22 protein-coding genes and 1 pseudogene are annotated in these 26,218 nt (G+C 71.5%); 9 read left to right on the top strand and 14 right to left on the bottom strand.

What is annotated here, in order from left to right:
- Positions 1-339: 339 nt before the first annotated feature.
- Both dxs and ACSYGN_RS09070 read left to right on the top strand, forming a co-directional pair.
- A complete protein-coding gene (gene dxs, locus ACSYGN_RS09075) occupies positions 340-2,274 on the top strand; it encodes a 1-deoxy-D-xylulose-5-phosphate synthase (RefSeq protein ID WP_460393703.1) in 1,935 nt (644 codons plus the stop codon).
- Between the two features lie 166 nt (positions 2,275-2,440).
- The gene (locus ACSYGN_RS09070; protein ID WP_460393701.1) at positions 2,441-3,934 is read left to right on the top strand and encodes an amino acid permease; all 1,494 of its coding nucleotides are present in this window, start codon (positions 2,441-2,443) and stop codon (positions 3,932-3,934) included.
- Positions 3,935-4,083: 149 nt separating this feature from the next.
- Here ACSYGN_RS09070 and ACSYGN_RS09065 read toward each other — a convergent pair whose 3' ends face one another.
- A complete protein-coding gene (locus ACSYGN_RS09065; RefSeq protein ID WP_460393699.1) occupies positions 4,084-4,455 on the bottom strand; it encodes a PIN domain-containing protein in 372 nt (123 codons plus the stop codon).
- 150 nt (positions 4,456-4,605) lie between these two features.
- Between ACSYGN_RS09065 and ACSYGN_RS09060 the strand changes: the two genes are divergently transcribed.
- Complete coding sequence (locus ACSYGN_RS09060; protein ID WP_460393697.1) at positions 4,606-5,625, top strand: PLL family lectin; 1,020 nt, start codon at positions 4,606-4,608, stop codon at positions 5,623-5,625.
- Positions 5,626-5,635: 10 nt separating this feature from the next.
- Positions 5,636-6,016 carry a hypothetical protein gene (locus ACSYGN_RS09055; RefSeq protein ID WP_460403323.1) on the top strand — a complete coding sequence of 127 codons (381 nt, stop codon included), beginning with the start codon at positions 5,636-5,638 and terminating at the stop codon, positions 6,014-6,016.
- A 644-nt stretch (positions 6,017-6,660) separates the two neighbouring features.
- Here ACSYGN_RS09055 and ACSYGN_RS09050 read toward each other — a convergent pair.
- The 5 genes from ACSYGN_RS09050 to ACSYGN_RS09030 all read right to left on the bottom strand — a co-directional run bounded on the left by ACSYGN_RS09050 (position 6,661) and on the right by ACSYGN_RS09030 (position 13,931).
- Positions 6,661-8,790 (bottom strand): 3-hydroxyacyl-CoA dehydrogenase NAD-binding domain-containing protein, encoded by a 2,130-nt coding sequence (locus ACSYGN_RS09050; RefSeq protein ID WP_460393695.1) that lies wholly within the window; start codon positions 8,788-8,790, stop codon positions 6,661-6,663.
- Positions 8,787-10,004: a thiolase family protein gene (locus ACSYGN_RS09045; RefSeq protein WP_460393693.1), complete on the bottom strand. Its 1,218-nt coding sequence runs from the start codon at positions 10,002-10,004 to the stop codon at positions 8,787-8,789. The genes ACSYGN_RS09050 and ACSYGN_RS09045 overlap by 4 nt, the downstream gene beginning before the upstream one ends.
- Before the next feature lie 695 nt (positions 10,005-10,699).
- Complete coding sequence (locus ACSYGN_RS09040) at positions 10,700-11,998, bottom strand: HRDC domain-containing protein (protein WP_460393691.1); 1,299 nt, start codon at positions 11,996-11,998, stop codon at positions 10,700-10,702.
- A 185-nt stretch (positions 11,999-12,183) separates the two neighbouring features.
- Entirely contained in the window at positions 12,184-12,846 is a 663-nt protein-coding gene (locus tag ACSYGN_RS09035; protein ID WP_460393689.1) for a LuxR C-terminal-related transcriptional regulator, read from the bottom strand.
- A 416-nt stretch (positions 12,847-13,262) separates the two neighbouring features.
- Positions 13,263-13,931, bottom strand: coding sequence for a DUF3000 domain-containing protein (locus ACSYGN_RS09030; protein ID WP_460393687.1), 669 nt, complete (start codon positions 13,929-13,931; stop codon positions 13,263-13,265).
- A gap of 80 nt (positions 13,932-14,011) precedes the next feature.
- Here ACSYGN_RS09030 and hemE point away from each other — a divergent pair, with 80 nt between their 5' ends.
- On the top strand, positions 14,012-15,088 hold the full coding sequence (gene hemE / locus ACSYGN_RS09025; RefSeq protein WP_460393685.1) for a uroporphyrinogen decarboxylase: 1,077 nt from the start codon (positions 14,012-14,014) through the stop codon (positions 15,086-15,088).
- A gap of 21 nt (positions 15,089-15,109) precedes the next feature.
- On the opposite strand, the gene ACSYGN_RS09020 is transcribed toward hemE, so the two are convergent.
- Complete coding sequence (locus ACSYGN_RS09020) at positions 15,110-15,937, bottom strand: rhomboid family intramembrane serine protease (RefSeq protein ID WP_460393683.1); 828 nt, start codon at positions 15,935-15,937, stop codon at positions 15,110-15,112.
- Positions 15,938-16,064: 127 nt separating this feature from the next.
- Between ACSYGN_RS09020 and ACSYGN_RS09015 the strand changes: the two genes are divergently transcribed.
- Entirely contained in the window at positions 16,065-16,397 is a 333-nt protein-coding gene (locus ACSYGN_RS09015; protein WP_460393681.1) for a hypothetical protein, read from the top strand.
- 86 nt (positions 16,398-16,483) lie between these two features.
- Here the strand turns inward: ACSYGN_RS09015 and ACSYGN_RS09010 are convergent, their stop codons facing one another.
- The gene (locus ACSYGN_RS09010; RefSeq protein WP_460403321.1) at positions 16,484-17,872 is read right to left on the bottom strand and encodes an FAD-dependent oxidoreductase; all 1,389 of its coding nucleotides are present in this window, start codon (positions 17,870-17,872) and stop codon (positions 16,484-16,486) included.
- Between the two features lie 138 nt (positions 17,873-18,010).
- Positions 18,011-19,030, bottom strand: a complete 1,020-nt coding sequence (locus tag ACSYGN_RS09005) for a DUF4349 domain-containing protein (protein WP_460403319.1) — start codon at positions 19,028-19,030, stop codon at positions 18,011-18,013.
- Between the two features lie 220 nt (positions 19,031-19,250).
- Between ACSYGN_RS09005 and hemG the strand changes: the two genes are divergently transcribed.
- The 3 genes from hemG to ACSYGN_RS08990 all read left to right on the top strand — a co-directional run bounded on the left by hemG (position 19,251) and on the right by ACSYGN_RS08990 (position 22,125).
- Positions 19,251-20,705: a protoporphyrinogen oxidase gene (gene hemG / locus ACSYGN_RS09000; protein ID WP_460393679.1), complete on the top strand. Its 1,455-nt coding sequence runs from the start codon at positions 19,251-19,253 to the stop codon at positions 20,703-20,705.
- A gap of 22 nt (positions 20,706-20,727) precedes the next feature.
- Positions 20,728-21,459 (top strand): hydrogen peroxide-dependent heme synthase, encoded by a 732-nt coding sequence (gene hemQ / locus ACSYGN_RS08995; protein ID WP_460393677.1) that lies wholly within the window; start codon positions 20,728-20,730, stop codon positions 21,457-21,459.
- Positions 21,460-22,002: 543 nt separating this feature from the next.
- Positions 22,003-22,125 carry a hypothetical protein gene (locus ACSYGN_RS08990; RefSeq protein WP_460393675.1) on the top strand — a complete coding sequence of 41 codons (123 nt, stop codon included), beginning with the start codon at positions 22,003-22,005 and terminating at the stop codon, positions 22,123-22,125.
- Between the two features lie 175 nt (positions 22,126-22,300).
- On the opposite strand, the gene ACSYGN_RS08985 is transcribed toward ACSYGN_RS08990, so the two are convergent.
- From ACSYGN_RS08985 to ACSYGN_RS08965, 5 genes and pseudogenes are all read right to left on the bottom strand, one after another.
- A complete protein-coding gene (locus ACSYGN_RS08985; protein ID WP_460393673.1) occupies positions 22,301-22,723 on the bottom strand; it encodes a hypothetical protein in 423 nt (140 codons plus the stop codon).
- 215 nt (positions 22,724-22,938) lie between these two features.
- Positions 22,939-23,924: pseudogene (locus ACSYGN_RS08980) on the bottom strand (IS5 family transposase).
- A 42-nt stretch (positions 23,925-23,966) separates the two neighbouring features.
- Positions 23,967-24,287, bottom strand: coding sequence for a hypothetical protein (locus tag ACSYGN_RS08975; RefSeq protein WP_460403317.1), 321 nt, complete (start codon positions 24,285-24,287; stop codon positions 23,967-23,969).
- A 117-nt stretch (positions 24,288-24,404) separates the two neighbouring features.
- Positions 24,405-25,205, bottom strand: coding sequence for a TIGR04222 domain-containing membrane protein (locus ACSYGN_RS08970; protein ID WP_460393671.1), 801 nt, complete (start codon positions 25,203-25,205; stop codon positions 24,405-24,407).
- A 116-nt stretch (positions 25,206-25,321) separates the two neighbouring features.
- Positions 25,322-26,110, bottom strand: a complete 789-nt coding sequence (locus tag ACSYGN_RS08965) for a DUF4142 domain-containing protein (RefSeq protein WP_460393669.1) — start codon at positions 26,108-26,110, stop codon at positions 25,322-25,324.
- Positions 26,111-26,218: the final 108 nt, after the last annotated feature.

The following is a 26,218-nucleotide window of genomic DNA, read 5'->3' as shown; positions in this document are numbered from 1 at the left end:
AGGCCTGGCCGGCAGGGGGACAGAGGGGACAGATACGGGTTGTGCCCGGCGCCGACGGTGGTGCCGGGCACAGTCGTGCCCGTGGGTTTCGCCCCCGCCGCCCCTTCCCGTTCCCGACCCTGGGGGCTGCGCCCCCAGACCCCCCTTTCGGCCCTTCGGGCCTCGTCCTCAAACGCCGGACGGGCTAAAGATCCCCTCCGCGTCATCAATGGGGCCGATGGTGGGTAGGGCCGTTCGCGTGACGTACGACGCATCGCCCCGACACCGGTTACCGGGGCGGAACATTAGACTCGACAAGCCCGGTAACAGCTCGAACAGCTCTACTGCAAGGAGGCACGGGTGCCGCTGCTGACCCGTATCACGGGACCGCGTGATCTGGACCGGCTCAGCCTGGAGCAGCTCGACCAGCTGGCCGAGGAGATCCGGACCTTTCTGGTCGACGCGGTCTCCAAGACCGGCGGCCACCTGGGCCCGAACCTCGGTGTGGTGGAGCTGACCATCGCTCTGCACCGGGTCTTCGAGTCCCCGAAGGACAAGGTGCTGTGGGACACGGGACACCAGTCCTACGTCCACAAGCTCCTCACCGGTCGGCAGGACTTCTCCCGGCTGAAGATGAAGGGCGGTCTGTCCGGCTACCCCTCGCAGGCGGAGTCCGAGCACGACGTCATCGAGAACAGCCACGCCTCCGCTGTCCTCGGCTGGGCCGACGGCCTCGCCAAGGCCAACCAGGTGCTCAAACGCGACAGCCATGTGGTCGCCGTGATCGGCGACGGCGCCCTCACCGGCGGTATGGCCTGGGAGGCGCTCAACAACATCGCCGACGCCAAGGACCGCCCGCTGGTCATCGTCGTCAACGACAACGAGCGTTCCTACGCCCCCACCATCGGCGGACTCGCCAACCACCTCGCCACCCTGCGCACCACCGACGGCTACGAGCGCTTCCTCGCCCGCACCCGGGAGGTCCTGGAGCGCACCCCGGTCGTCGGCAGGCCGCTGTTCGACACGCTGCACGGCGCGAAGAAGGGCCTGAAGGACTTCATCGCCCCGCAGGGCATGTTCGAGGACCTCGGCCTGAAGTACGTCGGCCCGATCGACGGCCATGACATCGAGGCCCTGGAGTCCGCCCTGACCCGCGCCAAGCGGTTCAACGGCCCGGTGATCGTGCACATCCTCACCGAGAAGGGCCGCGGCTACCAGCCCGCTCTCCAGGACGAGGCAGACCGCTTCCACGCCGTCGGCCGCATCCACCCCGACACCGGTCTGCCCATCGCCACCGCGGGCGCCGACTGGACGTCCGTCTTCGGCGACGAGATGGTCAGCCTCGGCAAGGAGCGGGAGGACATCGTCGCCATCACCGCCGCGATGCTCCAGCCGGTCGGCCTCGACAAGTTCGCCAAGGCGTTCCCCGAGCGGGTCTACGACGTCGGGATCGCCGAGCAGCACGGCGCCGTCTCCGCGGCCGGCCTCTCCCACGGCGGGCTGCACCCGGTCTTCGCGGTGTACGCGTCGTTCCTCAACCGCGCCTTCGACCAGGTCCTCATGGATGTCGCCCTGCACAAGTGCGGGGTGACCTTCGTGCTGGACCGGGCCGGGATCACCGGCACCGACGGCGCCTCCCACAACGGCATGTGGGACATGTCGATCCTCCAGGTCGTGCCCGGGCTGCGCATCGCCGCGCCGCGCGACGCCGACCAGGTACGCCTCCAGCTGCGGGAGGCCGTCGCCGTCGAGGACGCGCCGACCGTGGTGCGGTTCTCCAAGGGCGCGGTCGGCCCCGCCGTGGCGGCCGTCGGAACGGTCGGCGGCATGGACGTACTGCGCCAGCCGGGCACCACCACCCCGGACGTGCTGCTCGTCTCGGTGGGCGCGCTCGCCCCGGTGTGCCTGGAGGTCGCCGACCTCCTCGACAAGCAGGGCATCTCCACCACCGTCGTCGACCCGCGCTGGGTCAAGCCGGTCGACGAGGCGATGGCCCCGCTTGCCGAGCGGCACCGGGTCGTCGTCACCGTCGAGGACAACTCGCGGGTCGGCGGAGTCGGTTCGGCGATCGCGCAGGCCCTGCGTGACGCGGGCGTCGACGTACCGCTGCGCGACTTCGGCATCCCGCCGCGCTTCCTCGACCACGCCTCCCGCGGCGAGGTCCTCGCGGAGATCGGTCTGACCGCCCCGGACATCGCCCGCCAGGTCACCGGCCTGGTCGCCAAGATGGACGGTGTCCCGCACATCGCTCAGGTGAACGCCGAGGTCGACTCGGTGGAACCGGCGCGCGACTAGCCGTACCGGCACGGCGGGAACGGCCCCCTCGAACGGGCCGGTCGTACCACCCATCGCGGTGGCGCGACCGGCCCGTTCGCGTGAAATGCCCCGCGCCGGGGCACACGTACCACGCCGCCTCCCCATCATGTCGGGAATGTCGGGCGGCGAGCGTGGAGGTACACCCGTGAGCACCAGCCTCTTCAGAACGAAGAACGTCGAGCAGTCCATCCGTGACACCGAGGAGCCGCAGCACGCGCTCCGCAAGACCCTGTCCGCGCTGGACCTCACCGTCTTCGGCGTCGGCGTCATCATCGGCACCGGCATCTTCGTCCTCACCGGCAAGGTCGCCAGGGAGAACGCCGGGCCCGCGACCTCCCTGGCCTTTGTCGTCGCCGGTGTGGTGTGCGCCCTCGCCGCGATCTGCTACGCCGAGTTCGCCTCCACGGTGCCGGTGGCCGGATCCGCGTACACCTTCTCCTACGCCTCCCTCGGCGAGCTGCCCGCCTGGATCATCGGCTGGGACCTGGTCCTGGAGTTCGCACTCGGCACGGCGGTGGTGGCCGTCGGCTGGTCCGGCTACATCCGCTCGCTGCTCGACACCGCCGGCTGGCATCTGCCCGCCTCGCTCGCCGGGCGCGACGGCGCCCACGGCTTCGGCTTCGACATCCTCGCGGCGGCGCTGGTGCTGGTGCTGACGGGCATCCTGATCCTCGGGACGAAGCTGTCCGCGCGGGTCAACGAGCTGGTCGTCGCGATCAAGGTGACCGTCGTCCTCATCGTGATCGTCGCTGGCGCGTTCCTCGTCAAGAGCGAGAACTACAAGCCGTTCATCCCGAAGACCCAGACCGTGGAGGCGGGCGGCACCCTCAAAGCACCCCTGATCGAGCTGATCTTCGGCTGGGCGCCCTCCAACTTCGGCGTGATGGGCATCTTCACCGCCGCCTCCGTCGTCTTCTTCGCGTTCATCGGCTTCGACGTCGTCGCGACCGCGGCGGAGGAGACCAAGAACCCGCAGCGGGACATGCCGCGCGGCATCCTCGGCTCGCTGCTCGTGTGCACGCTGCTGTACGTCGCCGTGTCGATCGTCGTCACCGGAATGGAGCACTACACCAAGCTGACCGTGGACGCCCCGCTCGCGGACGCCTTCAAAGCCACCGGCCACCCCTGGTACGCCGGGGTGATCAGCTTCGGTGCCGCGGTCGGCCTGACCACGGTGTGCATGATTCTCCTCCTCGGCCAGAGCCGGGTCTTTTTCGCCATGAGCCGCGACGGCCTGCTGCCCCGCTTCTTCTCGGTCGTCCACCCCCGCTTCAAGACCCCGTACCGGCCGACGATCCTGCTCGGCGTGATCATCGCGATCGTCGCGGGCTTCACCAGCCTCAGCGCACTCGCCGAACTGGTGAACATCGGCACCCTGTTCGCCTTCATGGTGGTCGCCATCGGCGTGATCGTCCTGCGCCGCACCCGCCCCGACCTGCCCCGGGCCTTCCGCACCCCCTGGGTCCCGTTCCTCCCGATCCTCTCGGTCCTCGCCACCCTCTGGCTGATGATCAACCTCCCCGCCGAGACCTGGCTCCGCTTCGCCATCTGGATGGTCATCGGCTTCGTCGTCTACTTCCTCTACAGCCGCAGCCACAGCCGCCTCAGCCCTGGCCGGGCGGAGAGGGGACGGGCGTAGCCGCCGCGGGGGGTGGTGACTCCGGTTCCGGGGCAGGCCCCGGTCCCGGCCCCGCGGGGTGTGTGCGGCCGTGTGCCTGGCCCGGTGCGTGGTGGCTGTTGACTACTGGGCCCAGGCCGCGGATTGCACGCCGGGACTCCGGTCTCGTGTCACGGCCGTACCGTCCGTGGGCCCGCCACCTCCGCGCCCACCGCTGTGACGCGATGGCGGAGTTCGCGGTCTGCCGTGATCACCAGGACCGAGCGATCGGTGGCCGTGGCCGCCAGGTCGGTGATCAGGTCGTCGCCGCTGCCCGGGGCCGACTCGACTCGTACGCCGGGTACGGAACTGACGCCGCGTGCCGCTCCCTCCACCACCAGCACTATCTCCGTGTCCTCCGGCCGGCCCGGCACCCCGTGTTCCGCCAGCCGGTCGCGGAGGCGTTCCGCGGCGCCCTTGCGGTCGCGCCACCAACCGTCGGGCACCGAGCCGACGACGTTCGCGCCGTCCACGATCACGAGCAGGGGGAGTGTCTCGGTCATGCGGCCAGGGTGCCATGACGGCCCCGGCTCGGGGTCCATCCCCTGACGAGTGCACCGAACCGAACCGTTCCGCAGTGCCAAACGACTTTGAGTCGCTGGACGGGAGGAGCTGAGAGGCTTCGGGGGAGTGGACGCGCTTAGAGTGAAGCGGTGAACGGCGACTGGCTCATTCGCGGCCGTGACGGCCGGCTCAGTGTCTATCTGTCCTCGGGCGACGCCGTCCTGTGCCGGGCGGAGCTCATGCCCGGGGGGCCCTGGGACGAGGCGCGCCGGATGGGCGGCGAACAGAAGCTGCACCCCGGCGTCCTCGCGATCGGCCGGGGTGCCAACGGCTATGCCCATCTGGTGTCCTGGCGGCCCACCGCCGGAGGTGAGGCGGGGCTGGTGCACTCCACCCACTTCCGCCCGCTGCTCGCCGCCCTGGACTGGAACCCGGTGGGCCACCCCGACAAGAAGGGCGCCCTCACCGGTGGGCCCGCGGTGGCCGTCGACGCCGAGGGGCGGGCTCATCTCTTCGTGCGCGGCGCGGGCGGCGGGGTGCGGATGGTCGCCCAGAAGGCGAAGGGCGGCTGGGATCCCTGGCGGGATCTGAAGGGCCATGACATCCAGGGTGACCTCGCCGCCGTGACGGGGGAGTCGGGGCGGGTGGAGCTGTACGCTGCCGTCCCCGGCGGCGTGCTGCACTGGCGGCAGGGGGAGCCGGGCGCCCAGCCGGTGCTGCAGGAGGCCCTGGAGACCCCGGTCCGCCCGGGCACCCTGTACGCCCTGGCGACCTCGCCCACCAGCACCACGCTCTACTACACCGACGGCTCCGGCGACCTGTGCGCCTGGCGGGCCGGGGGCAAGCCGGCCGTGCTGCTGCCCTCGGCCGGGCCCGGGCCCGTCACCGCCGTGCGCTGCGAACTCGACGGCTACGACTGCACCTTGCTCGCCCAGCGCTCGGCGAGCGGCCGGGTGGCCTTCGCCGCCTATCCGACCGAGGACGAGGAGGCGGGCGCCTGGTGGACCGAGTCCGGTCCCGCCCTGCCCGCGGACGCCGTCGTGTCGCTCGCCGTGGACTTCGAGGGCCGGGTGGCGGCAGCGACGCTGTCCCCGTTGACCGGTCGGCTGCTGCTCACCCGCCGCAAGGAGGAGCCCGGCCTGGCGCTGGAGGCGTGGCGGGAGGTGTGAGTGCGACATGATGATGGTCGTGGACACCGAGACACTCATCGACGCCTGGCGGCGTCTTCTCACCGGCTCCGGAAAGTCATGGGTGCTGTTCGAGCACGGCACCTGCGTGGTGGTCGAGGACCCCGTCGGCGACCTCGCCGAGCACGCCACCGGCATCCTGCGCCAGTACGGCCCCGTGCAGGTGGCCTCGCCGGCCGGGGACTTCCGGGTGCTGGAGCTCAACAACGGCGAGGGCTGGCTGGTGACGGGCCATCACCCGGACGTCGTCACCTTCGTCCCGATCGGCGACTGCGACGACCAGTCCCACCTCGCCGTGGGCATCCTCGGCCGCACCAGACGCGGCCAGGACGGTGATGAACTCCGCGTCGTGCATGTGGAGGATGCGCGCTGAGCGCTCCGCTGGAACTGCCGCGATGTGCCGTCTGTCGTCTGCGGCATCGTCGTGGCTGGTCGCTCCCCCAAGCTCTCAACTTCGTTCGAGCAGGGAGGTACCCCCATCGCGGCGGAGCCGCAGATCGGTACAGCCCCGCGCCCCTTCAGGGCGCTGCCGAACCGTAGCGGACTTCGCCCGACCTGCTTGGCACGGGCCCGCGGGCCCGCATATGTATGGCGGTGAGGGGCCTGCCGGGCCCCGCGCAGAAGCGGACGAGCGCCTGCTCGCGCGCCGCGGGAGCTCACCTGCCTGCGCGTCCGGCCTCCGTGCGGTGGAAGCCGGCCGCCCGCGCCGGGGGACGGCCGTCGGTACACGCCCGGAGGAGGGGCTGGTTCCCTTCCGGGGACGCCGGTCGGAGTGCCCGCCGGTGTCCGCGCCGGGGCACCTGCGGGGCTGACACCCCCGTCGTGGGCGGTTGCGGAGACTGCGGGGACGTCCAGGGGGCCGGAACGGCGGTCGACCCCGTCCGGGGACGCCCGACGGCGCGCCCCGGACACTCGCCGACCGGTTGGAAGGGTCCGCCGCGCCGTCCCGGACACGCGCCGGGCCCGGCCCACCGGGGTGGTGGGCCGGGCCCGGGACGGGTTCGCCGGGGGCGGGGATTACGCCGGGACGCTCGCCACGCCGGGGGCGAGGAAGGCGTGGCCGGTGACGCGCTCCGAGACGCCCTCGCGGTCCAGGTACGGCGTGATGCCGCCCAGATGGAAGGGCCAGCCGGCGCCCGTGATCAGGCACAGGTCGACGTCCTGGGCCTCGGCCACGACACCCTCGTCGAGCATCAGGCCGATCTCCTGCGCCACGGCGTCCAGGACGCGGGTGCGGACCTGCTCCTCCGTCAGGACGGTGTCGCCCTGCTTCAGGAGCGCGGCGACCTCCGGGTCCAGCTCGGGCTTGCCGCTGTCGTAGACGTAGAAGCCGCGCTTGCCCGCCTTGACGACGGCCGCGAGGTTCGCCGAGACCGTGAAGCGGTCGGGGAAGGCGCGGTTCAGGGTCTCCGAGACGTGCAGACCGATGGCGGGGCCGACCAGCTCCAGCAGGACCAGCGGGGACATCGGCAGGCCCAGGGGCTCCACCGCCTTCTCCGCGACCGCGACCGGCGTGCCCTCGTCGATGACGTTCTGGATCTCGCCCAGGAAGCGGGTCAGGATGCGGTTGACGACGAACGCCGGGGCGTCCTTCACCAGCACCGCGGTCTTCTTCAGCTTCTTGGCGACGGCGAAGGCCGTGGCCAGCGAGGCGTCGTCGGTCCGCTCGCCGCGCACGATCTCCAGCAGCGGCAGGACGGCGACCGGGTTGAAGAAGTGGAAGCCCACGACCCGCTCGGGGTGCTTGAGCTTCGACGCCATCTCCGTCACCGACAGGGAGGAGGTGTTGGTCGCGAGGATCGCGTGCGCCGGGGCGACCGCCTCGACCTCGGCGAACACCTGCTGCTTGACGCCGATCTCCTCGAAGACGGCCTCGATGACGAAGTCGGCGTCCGAGAAGCCCTCGGCCTTGTCCAGGACCCCGGTCACCAGCGCCTTGAGGCGATTGGCCTTGTCCTGGTCGACCCGGCCCTTGGAGAGCAGCTTGTCGATCTCGGAGTGGACGTAGCCCACGCCCTTGTCGACGCGCTCCTGGTCGATGTCGGTCAGGACGACCGGCACCTCCAGGCGGCGCAGGAAGAGCAGGGCGAGCTGGCTGGCCATCAGACCCGCGCCCACCACACCGACCTTGGTGACCGGGCGGGCCAGGTTCTTGTCCGGGGCACCGGCCGGGCGCTTGCCGCGCTTCTGGACCAGGTTGAACGCGTAGATGCCGGCGCGCAGTTCACCGCCCATGATCAGGTCGGCGAGGGCGGTGTCCTCGGCGTCGTAGCCCTTCTGGAGATCGGCGTCCTTGGCGGCGGCGATGATGTCCAGCGCGCGGTAGGCGGCCGGGGCGGCGCCGTGCACCTTGCCGTCGGCGACGAAACGGCCCTTGGCGACCGCCTGGTCCCAGGCCTCGCCGCGGTCGATCGCCGGGCGCTCGACCGTGATCTCGCCCTTGAGGACGTTCGCGGTCCACACGAGCGACTGCTCCAGGAAGTCGGCGCCCTCGAACAGCGCGTCGGCGATGCCGAGTTCGTAGACCTGCGCGCCCTTGAGCTGCTTGTTCTGGTTGAGGCTGTTCTCGACGATCACCGAGACGGCCTTCTCCGCGCCGATCAGGTTCGGCAGCAGGGTGCAGCCGCCCCAGCCGGGCACCAGCCCGAGGAACACCTCGGGCAGCGAGAACGCCGGGATCGCCTTCGACACCGTGCGGTAGGTGCAGTGCAGACCGACCTCGACACCGCCGCCCATCGCGGCGCCGTTGTAGTACGCGAACGTCGGCACCGCGAGGTTCGCCAGACGCTTGAAGACCTCGTGGCCGCCCTTGCCGATGGCGAGCGCGTCGTCGTGGTTCTTCAGCAGCTCGACGCCCTTGAGGTCGGCGCCGACGGCGAAGATGAACGGCTTGCCGGTGATGCCGACGCCGGTGATCTCCCCGGCGGCGGCCTCCTTCTCGACCTGGTCGATCGCGGCGTTGAGGTTCGCGAGCGAGGCCGGGCCGAAGGTGGTCGGCTTGGTGTGGTCGAGGCCGTTGTCCAGCGTGATCAGCGCGAAGCGGCCGACGCCGTACGGCAGATCGAGGTGGCGTACGTGCGCGGAGGTCACGACCTCGTCGGGGAACAGCTCGGCCGCGCCCTTCAACAGCTCAGCGGTGGTGCTCACTTGTCCCCCTCGAAGTGCGGGTTCTCCCAGACGACCGTCGCGCCCATGCCGAAGCCGACGCACATGGTGGTGAGGCCGTAGCGGACGTCCGTGTGGTCCTCGAACTGGCGGGCGAGCTGCGTCATCAGCCGCACGCCGGAGGAGGCCAGCGGGTGGCCGAAGGCGATGGCGCCGCCGTACTGGTTGACGCGCTCGTCGTCGTCCGCGATGCCGTAGTGGTCGAGGAAGGCCAGCACCTGGACGGCGAACGCCTCGTTGATCTCGAACAGCCCGATGTCACCGATGCCCAGGCCCGCCTTGGCGAGCGCCTTCTCGGTGGCCGGGATCGGCCCGTACCCCATCACCTCGGGCTCGACACCCGCGAAGGCGTAGGAGACCAGCCGCATCTTGACCGGCAGGCCGTTCTCCCGGGCGAAGCTCTCGCTGGCGATGATCGAGGCGGTGGCGCCGTCGTTCAGACCGGCCGCGTTGCCCGCGGTGACCCGGCCGTGGACGCGGAACGGCGTCTTCAGGCTCGCCAGGTTCTCCAGGGTCGTACCGGGCCGCATGGGCTCGTCGGCGGTCACGAGCCCCCAGCCGGTCTCACCGGCCTCGGGGTTGGTACGGCGCACCGAGATCGGCACCAGATCCTGCTGGATCCTGCCGTTGGCGTACGCCTTGGCGGCCTTCTCCTGCGAGCGCACCGCGTACTCGTCGGCGCGCAGCTTGGTGATGTGCGGGAAGCGGTCGTGCAGGTTCTCCGCGGTCATGCCCATGAACAGGGCGGACTCGTCGACCAGCTTCTCGCTGACGAACCGCGGGTTCGGGTCCACGCCCTCGCCCATCGGGTGGCGGCCCATGTGCTCGACGCCGCCGGCGATGACGGCGTCGTAGGCGCCGAAGGCGATGGAACCGGCGGTCGTGGTGACGGCCGTCAGGGCACCGGCGCACATCCGGTCGATGGAGTAGCCGGGCACCGACTTCGGCAGTCCGGCGAGGATGCCGGCCGTGCGGCCGAGGGTCAGGCCCTGGTCGCCGATCTGCGTGGTCGCGGCGATGGCGACCTCGTCGATCTTCTTCGGGTCCAGGCCCGGGTTGCGGCGCAGCAGCTCGCGGATCGCCTTCACGACGAGGTCGTCGGCGCGGGTCTCGTGGTAGATGCCCTTCGGGCCCGCCTTGCCGAACGGGGTACGGACGCCGTCGACGAAGACGACGTCCCTGACGGTACGAGGCACGATGGCTCTCCTCCAGGGTGCGGGGTGCGCTGAGCGCGCGCTCAGCCCCATGCTACTTGTGGGTAACGTGGCTGCCCAGTCTTGTCTGTCGGAGCGGTGAACGTCACACCGGGGTGGGCTGGAGGGGTGTCGCCCCTCCAGGTGACGTACCAGGGGGCGCGCTGCCCCCCTGGACCCCCGGTCGGACGGGCGTCGCCCCTCCAGGGGGCGTACCACGGGGCTCCGCCCCCTGGACCCCCGAGCTGGACGGGTGCCGCTGCTCCAGCAGGCGTCCCAGGGGGCTCCGCCCCCTGGACCCCCGGCCTATGCCCAACCACCACCCGACTCGGTGGGCTGGATGGGGACCGCCGCGCTTGCCGCTCGGCTCGGTGGGCCGGGTGGGCGGGGCGGGAGGGCCGGAGGGGTGTGGTCGTAGGGCCTCAGGGACGGGGTGTTGCGCCGGGCAGGGAGCCGGTTGTGTTGTGGCCGGTCGGTCCTGCCCGGGTGTGCCGCGGTGTGCCGCTGGTGTTGTGGCCGGGTGTGGCCGGTGGGGGCGTGGCCGGGTGTGGCCGGTGGGGGTGGGGCCGTGCCGGAGGCGGTGACCCGTCGGGGTGTGGGGGCGCCGCAGCCCGGCCGGGCAGGGGCGCTGGTCGGTCGTCCCTGCCCGGGCGTGGCCGGTGGTGTCGGGGTCAGGGGCCCAGGGGCCCTGGCCGGGGTTATGCCGTGGGGGTGGTGTTGGTTGTCAGGGCTGAAACCAGGGCGGGGGTCACCAGGTCCACCTGCCAGTTGCGGGCGCCCAGGGTGGTGAGGGATGTGGACAGCGTTGTGGGGTCCACGGGCTTGGGGGGTTCCCAGCAGACTCTGCGGACCGTGTCCGGGGAGATCAGGTTCTCCTGGGGCATGTTCAGCTGCTCGGCCAGGGCCGACACCGCCGCGCGCGCCGCGGAGAGGCGGGCCGCGGCCGCCGGGTCCTTGTCGGCCCAGGCGCGCGGTGGCGGCGGGCCCGTCACCGGCTGGCCGGGCTGGGGCAGTTGCGCCTCGGGCAGCGACTTGGCGCGGTCCACCGCGGCCTGCCACTGTTCCAGCTGACGGCGGCCCATGCGGTGCCCGAAACCGGTCAGCGCGGTCAGCGCCTGCACCGTGCCGGGCAGGGTCAGCGCCGCCTCGACGATCGCCGCGTCGCTCAGCACCTTGCCGGGTGACACATCCCGCTTCTGCGCGATCCGGTCCCGGGTCTGCCACAGCTCCCGTACCACCGCCAGCTGTCGGCGTCTGCGTACCTTGTGCATGCCGGACGTACGCCGCCAGGGGTCCTTGCGCGGTTCGGCGGGCGGTGCTGCGGCTATCGCGTCGAACTCCTGGAGCGCCCACTCCAGCTTGCCCTGCCGGTCCAGTTCCTTCTCCAGCGCGTCGCGCAGATCGACGAGGAGTTCCACATCGAGCGCGGCGTAGCGCAGCCAGGGTTCGGGCAGCGGGCGGGAGGACCAGTCGACGGCGGAGTGGCCCTTCTCCAGCACGAAGCCCAGCACGTTCTCGACCATCGCCCCGAGGCCGACCCTCGGGAACCCGGCGAGCCGCCCGGCCAGCTCGGTGTCGAACAGCCGCGTCGGCATCATGCCTATCTCCCGCAGGCACGGCAGATCCTGGGTGGCGGCGTGCAGTACCCACTCGGTGTCGGCCAGCGCCGTCCCGAGCCCGGAGAGGTCGGGGCAGGCCACGGGGTCGATCAGTGCGGTCCCGGCGCCCTCGCGGCGCAGCTGGACCAGATAGGCGCGCTGTCCGTAGCGGTAGCCGGAGGCGCGCTCGGCGTCCACGGCGACCGGGCCGCGGCCCGCGGCGAAGGCGGCGGTCACCTCGGCGAGGGCCGTCTCGTCCGCGACGACGGGCGGAATGCCCTCGCGCGGCTCCAACAGAGGAATCGGCGCCCCCGCAGCAGTAGCTCCGCCTTCGTCCGGAGGGGCGCCTCCGGTGGTTCGCAGTGAAGTGTCTGCTGCGATGTCTTGGGCGTCGGTCACCTGTCAAGGGTATCCATGGACGGACGGCGCCCGCCGACGGAACGTTCCGTCGGCGGGCGCCGGAGGGTCGTAAACCGGACAGGTCCGTGAAACGCCTGGTTCACCCAGGGTGGGGCGGCGAGAACGGCGGGGACAGGGGGGAGGGGGGAGGAGGGAGGGGGAGGGGACGGGTGACTGGGAGGGGGTCAGTGGATGATGCCGGTCCGCAGGGCCACGGCGACCATCCCGGCGCGGTCACCGGTGCCGAGCTTGCGGGCGATACGGGCGAGGTGGCTCTTGACGGTCAGCGCGGACAGGCCCATGGAGACGCCGATCGCCTTGTTCGACTGGCCTTCGGCCACAAGGCGCAGCACCTCGACCTCACGGCCGGACAGCTCGCGGTAGCCGCCCGGGTGGCTCGGGGCACCCGGGGGGCGGCGGTGCATCCGGGCGGCGGCCGAGCCGATGGGGGCGGCGCCCGGCCGGGCGGGGAGCCCGATATTGGTACGGGTGCCGGTGACGACGTAGCCCTTGACACCGCCGGCGAGCGCGTTGCGCACGGCGCCGATGTCGTCCGCGGCCGACAGCGCCAGGCCGTTGGGCCAGCCGGCGGCGCGGGTCTCGGACAGCAGGGTGAGACCGGAGCCGTCGGGGAGATGGACGTCGGCGACGCAGATGTCGCGCGGATTGCCGACGCGGGGACGGGCCTCCGCGATCGACGACGCCTCGATGACGTCGCGGACTCCGAGCGCCCACAGATGCCGGGTGACAGTGGACCTGACCCGCGGGTCGGCCACCACCACCATCGCCGTGGGCTTGTTGGGGCGGTAGGCGACCAGGCTTGCGGGCTGCTCGAGGAGAACGGACACCAGGCCTCCTGGGGTGCGGGACGGGGCCGGCTCATGGGGGGTGAAGCCGGTACGAACCGTGCTTTCAAGGTCACAGTCGTCTTCGGCAGCGAACCCGTGCTCCTTTAGAGAATGATCACGATCCGGTGAGAACATTCCGTGCAATTCGGACGCGCGATCGATCATCCGAAGATCGAATCGGTTCACTCCGGCGGCCATGGGTGACTGAAAGTGCCCGAATGCATCTGAATCGACAAAGTGACCAAAGTGGTCGGTGGTGTCACCGAGGACGGTGACGGAGGATCGCGGAGGACGCGACGGGGGATCACGGAGGACGGAAACGGAGGATCACGGAGGACGGCGACGGAGGATCACGGGTGCGGCCAGGGGTGCGGCCGTCGCCGGTCGTGGCGCCGCCGGTGCGTACGGCGGGCGGGTCAGCGGGACTGCGGTCCCCTGCGCTGCGGCAGCGTCACCACCGAGGCGTCCCCGGGCGCGGCCGGGGGCAGCCCGCCGACCTGCGCCAGCAGATCGCACCAGGAGGCGAGATGCGCCGCCGTGTCCGGGATGCCGCCCAGGTTCTCGCGAGGCGTCCAGGATGCCCGGATCTCGATCTGCGAGGCGGCGGGGCGGGCTGCGAGGCCGCCGAAGTAGTGGGAGCTGGCCCGGGTGACGGTGCCGCTCGGCTCGCCGAAGGCGAGACCGCGGGCCTGGAGCGCGCCGGTCAGCCACGACCAGCACACGTCGGGCAGCAGCGGATCCGCGGCCATCTCGGCCTCCAGCTCCGCACGCACCAGCGTGACCAGGCGGAACGTGCCCTGCCAGGCGTCGTGCCCGGCCGGGTCGTGCAGCAGGATCAGCCGGCCGTCCGCGAGTTCCTGGTCACCGTCCACGACCGCCGCCTCCAGGGAGTGCGCGAAAGGGGCCAGCCGCTGCGGCGGACGTACCGTCTCCACCTCCACCTGGGGCCGCAGCCGCGCGGTACGCAGCGCGTCGACGGCGGCCCGGAAGGCCGGCGGAGCGGTCCTGGTGTCGTACAGGTCCTCCTCCTTCGCGTCGTCCATTCCGTCAGTGCCGTCCGACAGTCGTCCCTGAGCCGCAGCCATGCGGGGAAGAGTAAAGGGAACAGACCCCGTGCGCAGGGCAAGACACCCCACCGGTGTGACGCCGTGCGAGACTTGCCGCTGTGAGTGCCAACGCAAGCCCTTCGGGCCAGCAGCCGACAGCGACGTACGACTCCGCGTTCCTCAGGGCGTGCCGGCGCGAACCCGTGCCGCACACTCCGGTGTGGTTCATGCGGCAGGCCGGCCGCTCGCTGCCCGAGTACCGCAAGGTGCGCGAGGGCGTCCCGATGCTCGAGTCCTGTATGCGGCCCGAGCTGGTCACCGAGATCACGCTGCAGCCGGTACGGCGGCACAACGTGGACGCGGCGATCTACTTCAGCGACATCGTCGTACCGCTCAAGGCCATCGGCATCGCCCTCGACATCAAGCCCGGTGTCGGCCCGGTCGTCGAGGAGCCGGTGCGCACCCGCGCCGACCTGGCCCGGCTGCGCGACCTCACCCCCGAGGACGTCTCCTACGTCACCGAGGCCGTCGGCCTGCTCACCCGCGAGCTCGGCGCCACCCCGCTGATCGGTTTCGCCGGCGCCCCCTTCACCCTCGCGAGCTATCTCGTCGAGGGCGGGCCGTCCCGTACGTACGAGAACGCCAAGGCGATGATGTACGGCGACCCCGAGCTGTGGGCCGACCTGCTCGACCGCCTCGCCGACATCACCGCCGCCTTCCTCAAGGTGCAGATCGAGGCGGGCGCGAGCGCCGTGCAGCTCTTCGACTCCTGGGCCGGAGCCCTCGCCCCCGCCGACTACCGGCACTCGGTGCTGCCCGCCTCGGCGAAGGTGTTCGACGCCGTCGCCGGGTACGGCGTGCCGCGCATCCACTTCGGCGTGGGCACCGGTGAACTGCTGAAGCTCATGGGCGAGGCGGGCGCGGACGTCGTCGGCGTCGACTGGCGCGTCCCGCTCGACGAGGCCGCGCGCCGGGTCGGCCCCGGCAAGGCGCTCCAGGGCAACCTGGATCCGACGGTCCTGTTCGCCGGCAAGGAGGCCGTCGAGGCCAAGACCCGCGAGGTGCTCGACGCCGCCGCCGGTCTCGAAGGCGATGTCGGTCATGTGTTCAACCTCGGGCACGGTGTGATGCCGTCCACCGACCCGGACGCACTGACCCGGCTGGTCGAGTACGTCCACACCCGGACCGCTCACTGAGCCTGCCCGCTGTTCACCGCTTCACCACGTGTACCGGGTCCGCGCCCGTCTGCCGAACAGCAGGCGGGGCGGTTCCGGGGGCGGCGGGGTGCCCGCCTTCAGCGGCCACGCCAGCAGCATGCCCGCCAGGAAGCCGAAGACATGCGCCAGGTACGCCACCGTGCCGACGGTGGACACGCCTCCGCCGGACGAGTAGACCGCCTGGAGCACGAACCAGAAGCCCAGCACCAGCCACGCCGGGAGCCTCAGCGGCAGGAACACCAGGAACGGCACCAGCACCCACACCCTGGCCCTCGGGAACAGCACCAGATAGGCGCCCAGCACTCCGGCGATCGCCCCGGACGCGCCGATCAGCGGGTCGGCCGAGTTCGCGTTCAGCACGGCGAAGCCGTATCCGGCCGCGTAGCCGCAGACGACGTAGAACAACAGGTACCGCACATGCCCCATGCGGTCCTCGACGTTGTTGCCGAAGATGATCAGGAACAGCATGTTCCCCAGCAGATGCAGCCAGCTCCCGTGCAGGAACATCGCCGTGAAGACGGACAGCGGCGGGGACTTGTCGTAGCCCGGCGCGCCCACCACGCAGCCCGCGGCGCCCTGCGGGGTGAGCCCGACCTGGCCGGTGGGCACCAGGTGCGGCATCCGCTGGTGGATCAGTTCCCTCGGCACCGCGGCCCATTGGTCCAGGAAGGCGTGCAGATGGCACAGCTGGGAGAGGCTGCTGCCGCCCGCCACGGAGCCGATGACGCCGGGCGTGACCAGGAACACCAGGACGTTCGCTGCGACGAGCGCGTACGTCACGTACGGGGTGCGGCGGACCGGGTTCACGTCATGAACAGGGATGACCACACAGAAGTAGTGCCCCCGATGTGCACGCCGAACCGGTGAACGCGACCGGCGGCGGCTGCGTATGACTTCTCAACCGCCCGCGGTGCAGGGGAAGGCGTGTCGCGGGGACGACGTGAGGAAACCGGCGATGACCGAGCGAGTTGCTCCACCGATCCACGCGCTGCCCGACGGCGAGGCGGAGATCGCCCTTGTGATCCATCTGCCCTGGGAGGACGTGGCCCGCCTGGGCCAGGAGGCGGCGCGGCTGGCCTCGCAGACCCAGCGTCCGGTCACTCTCGACGAGGCGGTCAGCCACCGGCTGCGGTCCCTGCGGGCCTCCGCCGCCCACGCCCGTCCCACCACGACGGACACTTCAGTGACCCCGCCCCAGACGGCCTCCGTCTCCTCCCTCCCACCCCGTCCCCCGGCGGAACAGGCCCGACAGGTCATCGAGCGCATCAACGGCAGCAGCACGGCGTAGCCTGCCCGGCGGGTCGACGGCTCCGGGCGCGGCCCGGTTGCCTGCTGTGCCGTGCCGGACGCGGTCGGGTTTTCGCCCCCGCCGGGTCAGAGCGCGGAGGCGCGGAGCTTCGCGGCTGCCTTGCGCGCTGCGACCAGGATCGGGTCCCAGACCGGGGAGAAGGGCGGGGCATAACCGAGGTCCAGGGACGTCATCTGTTCCACCGTCATACCCGCCGTGAGGGCTACCGCCGCGATGTCGACGCGCTTGGCCGCGCCCTCTCTGCCCACGATCTGAACGCCCAGGAGCCGGCCGGTGCGGCGTTCGGCAAGCATCTTCACCGTCATGGGGGACGCGCCGGGGTAGTACCCCGCGCGGCTGGTCGACTCGATGGTGACCGTCTCGTAGCGCAGACCCACGCGGCGGGCGTCCTTCTCCCGCAGGCCCGTGCGGGCGATCTCCAGGTCGCAGACCTTGCTGACCGCCGTCCCGACCACCCCCGGGAACGTCGCGTAACCGCCGCCCACATTGGTGCCGATCACCTGCCCGTGCTTGTTGGCGTGCGTGCCCAGCGCGATGTGCCGTTCCTGGCCGGAGACCAGGTCCAGTACCTCCACGCAGTCCCCGCCCGCCCAGATGTCCGTATGGCCGCGCACCCGCATTGCCCGGTCCGTCAGCAAGCCTCCGTGGTCGCCCAGTGGAAGACCCGCCGCGCGCGCGAGCGAGGTCTCCGGTCGTACGCCGATGCCCAGCACCACCACGTCCGCCGGGTACTCGGTGTCCTCCGTGGCCACCGCCCGTACCCTGCCGTCGTCCCCGGTGAGCACCTTGGTGACCTCGGCATCGTCGACCATGGTGATGCCCAGGCCCGTCATCGCCGTGTGGACCAGGCGGCCCATGTCCGGGTCGAGCGTCGCCATGGGCTCGCTGCCGCTGTTGACGACCGTCACCTCGTAACCCCGGTTGATCAGCGCCTCGGCCATCTCCACGCCGATGTAGCCCGCGCCGACGACCACCGCGCGGCGGCCCTGCGAGCGGCTCAGCGTGTCGAGCAGCGCCTGACCGTCGTCCAGGGTCTGCACGCCGTGCACCCCGGGGGCGTCCGCGCCGGGCATCTCCGGGCGGACCGGCCGTGCCCCGGTCGCGATCACCAGCTTGTCGTACGACGTCCACGACTCCGCCCCGGAATCGACGTCACGCGCGCGTACCCGGCGCCCCGCCACATCGATCTCGGTGACCTCGGTGCGCATCCGCAGATCGATCCCGCGCGCGCGGTGCTCCTCGGGCGTACGGGCGATGAGCTGCTCCGGCTCGGGCACGTCGCCGCCCACCCAGTACGGGATCCCGCACGCCGAGTACGACGTGAAGTGACCGCGCTCGAACGCCACGATCTCCAGCTCGTCGGGGCCGCGCAGCCGCCGGGCCTGCGACGCCGCGGACATGCCCGCGGCGTCGCCACCGATCACCACCATCCGCTCCCGGCCGTCCGTACCCATACCCGTACCCGGGCCCGTTCCCGTCGCGGTGCTCGCGCTCGCGCTCGTGTTCGCGCTCGTGTCCATGGCCATGTGAACACGCTACGGGTGTACGGCATTTCGGGCCCGGTGCGGCCGTTCCCTGGCAGCCCTCGTCCGTCAGTCCTCGTCGACCGTGTGCTCGTCCGCCGAGCGGTACTGCGGCAGCGAGCCCTGTGCGGGGACCGCGGGACCGGCCGGAGTGGCCGGAGTGACCGGCGTGGCCGGGCGGTGGCCCCGGCGGGGCCGTACCAGGCGCAGCCACACGACCGCAAGCAGCGCCGCCACCGCGGCGAACGGCAGGACCGCGCCGATGGCGAGGACGATCCAGCGCACCACCGTCAGGAAGACGTGCCAGCCGCCCGAGAGGGCGTCGATGAAGCCGGGGGTGTCGTCCTTCGCGGCCTTCTTCACCGGGGTCTCGGTCAGCGTCAGCGTGATGGTGGCGAGACCCACCTGGTCCTTGAGGGACGCCTGCTGGGCGAGCAGCGCCTCCAGATCGGACTCGCGGCTGCTCAGCTCGCCCTCCAGCGTGACCACGTCGCTCAGCTTGGTCGCCCGGTCCATCAGCTCGCGCACCCGGGCCACGCTGGCGCGCGCCGACTTCACCCGGCTGTCGACGTCGACGACCTGGTCGGTGACGTCCTGCGCCTTCGCCGTGCGCTCGAGCAGCTTGCCGCTGCCCTGGAGGTCGGCGAGGACCTTGTCGTAGCGATCGGTGGGGACGCGCAGCACGACACGCGTGCGCTCGTGTCCCCGGGTGTCACGGGTGGTGGATTCGTCGCCGATGTAGCCGCCCGCGTTCTCGGCGGTGGTGCGGGCGTCGTCCAGGGCCTTGGGTACGTCCTTGACCTGCACGGTCAGGGAGGCGGTGCGGATGATGCTGGCCGCGTTGAGCTTGGGCGTCTGCGACGTCCCGGAGCGCGTGCCCGAGGCGGCGCCCGAACCGCCGCTCTTGGCGTCACCGGCGCCGTACTGCGCGCCCTTGCCCGCGCTGTCCGCGGCGGCCTTGTCGGCGGAGGAGGCGGAGGAGCCGCCGGAGCTGCTGCACCCGGTGAGCGCGAGCGAGGCCGCGGCCAGCAGCGCGGCGAGCGCGAGCACGGGTCGGCGTACGGTGCGTACGGCGTGGACGGGGTGCATGGGGTGCGCGGGGTCCGCGGAGCCCGGTGCGGCGGTCTGTCGTGTCTGTCGTGGGTGCATGGCTGATCCCCCCGAAGGTCGATGTCGACGGACGCTCCTTCGACGCCCGGACCAGGAGAAACGTTGGCGCGAATTGGTTCCGAAGCGGTCACGATCACATCGCGACCAGGGCCACAAGGCCCTGGCACGGGTGTCAGTGGGATCTGAGAGGGTGGAGCCCATGAGCGGAACAGGCGGAACAGGTACGGGTACCCACCATGTGGTCGTTGTCGGAGCGGGCATCGCGGGTCTTGCCGCGGCCCACCGGCTGCTGGAGCGCGGCGCGCGCGTGACGGTGCTGGAGGCTTCGGAACGGGTCGGCGGCAAGCTGCTGCCCGGCGAACTGGCGGGCGCCCGTGTCGACCTGGGCGCCGAGTCGATGCTGGCGAAGCGGCCGGAGGCCGTCGGCCTCGCGCGCGAGGTGGGCCTCGCCGACCGGCTCCAGGCACCCGCCACCGCGTCCGCGACGATCTGGACCCGGGGCGCCCTGCGCCCCATGCCCCGCGGCCATGTGATGGGCGTCCCCGGCACCGCCGCCGCCCTGTCCGGCGTGCTGTCCGACGAGGGCCTGCGCCGTATCGAGCAGGACGCCGACCTGCCCCGCACCGAGGTCGGCGACGACGTGGCGGTCGGGGAGTACGTGGCGGCCCGCGTCGGCCGTGAGGTCGTCGACCGGCTGGTGGAACCCATGCTCGGCGGGGTCTACGCGGGCGACGCCTACCGCATCTCGATGCGCTCCGCCGTCCCCCAGCTCTACCAGGCGGCCCGCACCCACGACTCGCTGACCGAGGCCGTCCGCGAGATCCAGGCCAAGGTGGCCGCGGCCCAGCAGCCCGGTCAGCAGCCGGGCCCGGTGTTCCTCGGCATCGAGGGCGGCGTCGGCAGTCTCCCGCTCGCCGTGGCCGAGTCCGTGCGCGCGCGGGGCGGCGAGATCGTCACCGACGCGCCCGCCACCGGACTGCGCCGCGAGACGAACGGCTGGAGCGTCACCGCGGGCGACCGCGTCCTCACCGCCGACGCCGTCGTCGTCGCCGTACCCGCCCCGGCCGCCGCCAGGCTGCTGCGCGCCGAGGCCCCGGGCGCCGCCGCCGAGCTGGCCGCCGTGGAGTACGCGTCGATGGCCCTGGTCACCCTCGCCTACCGCAGCAGCGAGGTCGACCTGCCCGGGGGCAGCGGCTTCCTGGTCCCGCCGGTCGACGGCCACACCATCAAGGCGTCCACCTTCGCCTCCCGCAAGTGGGGCTGGATCGCCGAGCAGAACCCGGACGTGACGGTGCTGCGCGCCTCCTTGGGCCGCTACGGCGAGACGGCGGTCCTGGAGCGCGACGACACCGGCCTGGTCGATGTCTCGCGGCACGACCTGCGCGCGGCCACCGGCCTGGACGCCACGCCGATCGACACCCGCGTCACCCGCTGGGACGACGGCCTGCCTCAGTACCCCGTCGGCCACTACGCGCGCGTGGCCCGCATCCGTGAGCACGTGGCGAAGCTCCCGGGCCTCGACGTGTGCGGCGCGCAGTACGACGGGGTCGGCATCCCGGCGTGCATCGCGAGCGCATACAGCGCGGTGGAGCGGCTCGAAGCAGACCTCGGCGGCGGACCGCGCCCCGACGCCGACCCGGTGCAGACCGCCTGAGGGCGAGCGGGAGAATGAGTGCATGAGTGACGACGTCCCCACCACCGAGTCCGGCAGGGTCCCCAACAAGGGCAAGCTGGCCAAGGACCTCAACGAGGTCATCCGCTACACCATGTGGTCCGTCTTCAAGCTGAAGGACGTGCTGCCCGAGGACCGCGCCGGATATGCCGAAGAGGTCCAGGAGCTGTTCGGGCAGCTCGCCGCGAAGGAAGTGACGGTCCGCGGCACGTACGACATCTCGGGGCTGCGTGCCGACGCCGACCTGATGATCTGGTGGCACGCGGAGACCAGCGAGCAGCTCCAGGAGGCGTACAACCTCTTCCGCCGCACCCGGCTCGGCCGCACGCTGGAGCCGGTCTGGTCGAACATGGCGCTGCACCGCCCGGCCGAGTTCAACCGCTCGCACATCCCGGCGTTCCTCGCCGACGAGACGCCCCGCAACTATGTGAGCGTCTACCCCTTCGTCCGCTCCTACGACTGGTACGTGCTGCCCGACGAGGACCGCCGCCGGATGCTCGCCGACCACGGCAAGATGGCCCGCGGCTTCCCGGACGTGCGCGCCAACACGGTCGCCGCGTTCGCGCTCGGCGACTACGAGTGGATGCTGGCCTTCGAGGCCGACGAGCTGTACCGCATCGTCGACCTCATGCGTCATCTGCGGGGCTCCGAGGCCCGGATGCATGTCCGTGAGGAGGTCCCGTTCTTCACGGGCCGCCGCAAGGACATCGCCGAGCTGGTCGCGGATCTCGCCTAGGGCCTGTCCGGCGGATCAAGTCGGAGGAAACCGACGGTACCCATCGGCCCAGGTGAGCGGGGGCTGGTGCGTGCAGCTGCAAGGCGGAGGAGGGAGTCGACGCGGAGCGTCGGCGAGTGACGACAACGCTGCAGATGTGCGTGCCAGCCCCGCGTCTCCGGCATGATCCGCCGGACAGGCCCTAGCGGTTCGACACGTCCGGCGTGCCGGTCGGCCCGCTCCGTGCCAGGTTCTGCGGGAGTCCCTGGCACAGGAGCGGCCGTCCGGCACGCCGGCTTTTTCCTTGCCGGGTCGCCTGTGGGGCCGCCACCGAAGACGCTCCCGCTGATCAAGCATGACGATTATTTGAATTACAAACCATCCGCGATCCTGCAGGGGCCGGAATCAGATCCTCCCTCGGTCCGTGCGACGGTGCGAATATCTGACGCTTGTATGCCTGGCGCTGGGGACGTCGGCGGGCCCGTCCTGTCCGCAGGGCCTTGGTGAGTTCACGGCGGAGTTCTCCGCGGCCTTGGACGTAGAGCGCCTGGTAGATCGTCTCGTGTGTCACGCGACGGACGTGTCACCTGGGTGCACCAGAGCAAGTACGCTTCCCCGCTCTGCCTCGTCGGCGCCATGCTGTGCGACCTGACGAACCTCACCGGCTACTACGGCACGTACAAATAACCGTCCGGCATGAGGAACGGCCCGGACCGCCTCGGGTTTCAGCGACGGCGCAACGGGCGCGACACGTTCGGCCGGTACAAGGCGGCACCACCGGTCATCGCGGTGGTGCCGTCCCTCGTTGACGGACCCGAGCCTCCTGTCTGACGACGTCGCCGACAAGACTCTCAGCAGTCTTCTAGGCGAAGACCTTCTTCCAGGCCAGCCCACCGAAGACGAACACGAAGAAGACATAGCCGGTATACAGGGCCCAGATCAGCAGCATCCCGCCCCACTCGCCCCACGTCGCGGCCACACCCATCACGGTGAACAGCGCCAGAAGAGCAAACGCCAGGCCCGCTCCCGGCCAGAAGTCGGAGCGCAGACCGTCATAGCGCCGGAAGACCGCCACCGTGCCGACGACCTCACCGACCAGCAGCAGCGGCACCAGCGCCATCCGGGTGCCGAACGTCAGGAACAGCCCGTCCGACTCCGTCGAGAACCCCCACAGCGTGGTCGCCGCTGTAGCGAGCAGCCACGGCACCACGGCCACCCAGACGACCAGTGGGAGCATCACACGCCTGACCGGCAGCACACCGCACCCCCGAACAGCATCGATCACGAAACCCACACTACTGTCGGCCCCCGCGCTCCCGGCATCCGCCCCCAACCACAACCCAAGGGGCCCGGAGGCGACCCAGGACTCCGGCCACCAAGATCCACCTGGCTTGCGAACAAGGCCAGCGGCCGCTGTCCCTGCTGGTCACCGCACGCCGGCGTGGTGACAGCCCGCAGTTGCCGCCGCGGGAACGACCTAGGTCCTGTCTGGAGTTCGGATCACGACTGCGGTGCGATGCTGCGGAGCCAGAGCATCGCACCGCACAGATGCAGTCCGGCCTCGTAGCTCTCCGGGGTCTTGTCGAAGCGGAACGCGATGCCTCGCCAGTTCCGCAGCCGGTTGATGCACCGCTCCACGGTGTTGCGCTCGGTGTACAAGGCCGCGTCGTGGCTGACCGGGCGACCGCCCTTCGAACCGCGCTTCTTCCGGTTGGCGGCCTGGTCCACCTTCTCCGGGATCACCGCCCGGATTCCACGACGCCGCAGGTAGCGGCGGTTACGGCGGCTGGAGTAAGCCTTGTCCGCGGCCACTGCGTCCGGTCGGGTCCGGGGACGCCCGACCGGCCCGCGCACCTTCACCCGCTCCAGGACCGGGACGAACTGCGGGCTGTCGCCGGCCTGTCCGGGGGTGAGCACAAACGCCAGCGGACGGCAGCGCCGGTCGGCCGCCAGGTGAATCTTGCTGGTCAGCCCTCCCCGGGAACGCCCCAGTTGTGCGGCCTTCAGACGGGCCCGGTGCCGTCGGCGGGCCCGTCGCCGCTCAGCGCCCGCGTCGTCCTCGCACTGTCCGTCCTGCGGCTGTTGTCCCTCCACGGCGCCCCCTTTTCGGACTCGGCGGCCGCTTCCAGGGCCGCCAACTGCTCGGGTTCCAGTGCCATCCCGGCGGCGTGGTGGTGCGCCCGTGCTGTCGCCGAGTCCACGCTGACCAGGCCCAGGTCCGCCTGACCCCGGTCAGCGGCCTCGGCGATCACCGCCTCCATCAGGTGCTGGAAGACGCCCTGCGTCGCCCAGATCCGGAAGCGGTCGTACGCGCTCTGCCAGGGCCCGAACTCGCTGGGCAGGTCGCGCCAGGGACTGCCCGTGCGGAACCGCCACATCACCGCGTTGAAGTGTTTCCGCAGGTCGGGGATGGGCCCGACTGCGGCGATCGGAAGGTGGGGCTCGATCAGGGCCCACTGCTCGTCGGTGAGATCGCCTCGCGCCATGGCCGATGGCCTATCAAGGAGGGACCCCATGACGCAGGCGATCTACCGAACTCGTGATCCGGACTCCAGACAGGACCTAGGCCGTGGCCGCCGGGCTGGACGCAGAGATCGCCTGGCGGTTCCTTCCGGGCCCGTCCGTCGCGGCGGGGTTCCTGCGGCGTGCGGGTGGGCCTGACAGACTGTGGAGTCGACGTTGACCTCCCACGTGATCAGCCCTGCCGCGTCCGCCCGGGCTTGCAGTCCGGTCAGCAGCACGGCCCAGGTGCCGTCGCGTTGCAAATCCCTCCACGGAGCACCTGGCCGCATTCGCCGGCGGATCCCGTCGATCAGCTTCCTCCGGCCAACCGGCGGCCGCCCCGACACCGCGTCCGGCAACAACGGCTCCAGCAAGGACCACTGCTCGTCAGAAAGATCCCCTCGTCCCACACCGAAATCATCACGACGCGAGACAAAGGGATCGAGGCACTTTCAGAACACGGCCTAGTCCCGCCAGTGCGGCTGGTCGCGGTGGGCGAAGGCCGCGCGGAGTTCGGGTTCGCCGATCGCGCGGACGCCGCGGACCGCGACGGACGTGAGGTCCGTACGGCCGTCGCGCGCGGGGCGGGACCCGCGGCGCATCAGCGAGCCCAGCAGCCGCTGACCGGCCGGTGAGGCCCAGCGGGTGTACGGGTGCACCTCGAACCGGGCTATGACCAGACAGCTCAGCGTCAGCGCGAGAGGCAGCGCGAACCACAGCGCGACCAGGTTCCGCGACAGATCCGTCGGGGCGGGCGTGAGCAGCGCGGCGGTGCCCAGCGCCACCACCGCCAGCGCGGCGATCCGCACCTGGCGCACCCCGGACGCGACCGTCGTACGGTCCCCGTCCGGCACGGCGAGGCCCTCCCGCACCAGCCGGTCGCCCAGCCCCTGTACGGCGTCACCGGCGGCCGCCGTCTCCCGCACCGGGGCTATGCGGGACTGGCCCTCCGGGCCGATCGCCCCTATCACCGTGCGCTCCATGTCGTCCCGGCCGCGCGGGTCGACGACCGTCGCCCAGCCCGTGTGGGCGAGCAGCAGCCGTTGCTGGCGCGCCATGGAGACCAGGGTGAGATCGGCGACCCGGCCCGGTCCGCCGGACAGGAACGCGGCCTCGTAGAGCGTCAGATCGTGGGCGGCGCCCGCGGCGACGAGCGCCGCGTACTCCGTGTCCACGGACGCCGCGCGTACGGCGGCCAGACACAGCCTGGTGCATGCGATGCCCGCGACGGCCCAGGCCAGCAGCAGGAGAAGGACCCAGAACATGCCAATTTTCTATGCCAAAGGCGCAGTCGCGCGCCATGCCGGGGGTAGGAATCAGGACGCGCTGTTGTGGGTTTGTGACGTTCCGCTCGGCCCGCAGCTCAGGGTGAGGGGCAGGGTCAGGGCGTCGGGGGCGGGGCGGTGGCGGCGGGCGGCAGCGACCAACCGGTGCCGAGGCTGCCCGCCGGGGCGACGGGGACGGCCGGGGAGGGGTCGGCGACGGGCGCCGGGGGCACCGAGGCGGGGGAGGTGGGGGTGGGGCTCGCCGCCAGGTCCCGGGCGAGCGCGTCGAAGTCGACGAACCCCGTGCCCTCCAGCATCCTGATGTGGTCCAGCACGGTCGTGTTCGCGTCGTCCGCCAGCGCGCGGACCAGGGTGTTGCGGGTGCTCGCACGGACATCGGCGACGAGCGAGAAGACCCTGCCGTGCGCCAGCCGCAGCAGGTTGGCGAACTCCCGGTCGAAATCCTCGCCCTGAGCGGTGTTCAGGGTGCTCAGCCACTGCTTCTGCTGCTCGGTGGGCTGGTCGGGGAGGGGCAGGCTGAGCTTGGCGGCGACGTCACGGACGCGTTCGTCCAGGAAGGTGTGCCCGTCGATCAGATGCTGCCCTGCGACCCGTACGGCGTCGGTGGTGCCCTTCTCCTCTGCCTGCCGCCCCGCGGGCAGCTCCCACAGCCCGGCCAGCCGCACCTTGGCGATGAAGTCCCGGTCCGCCACCGACAGCGGGCCGTACGGCGTCGACACCGAACGGTCGCTGAGCACCTCGGCGTCGTTCACACCCGGGCCGGACCGGTCGGAGTACGACCAGACCGGGTAGATCAGCGCGGCCAGCGTGGCCGCCAGGCCGGTGATGATGAGCCCGGTGCCGCTGAAGATGCCCCGGCCCTTGACGGGGGGTCTGGGTCGCATGGTGCCTCCTGCCCACGCCGCACGCGAGGACGCCTGCGGGGTGCGGGAGGACGCATATTACCGGGGAGTTCTCCGGGGGCGGTGGGGCGGGTGCGGGGAGCGGCCGGT

This window comes from Streptomyces sp. YIM S03343 (assembly GCF_054729195.1).
The sequence above is the reverse complement of the archived record's forward strand: the minus strand, read 5'-3'. Positions and strand labels throughout refer to the sequence as shown.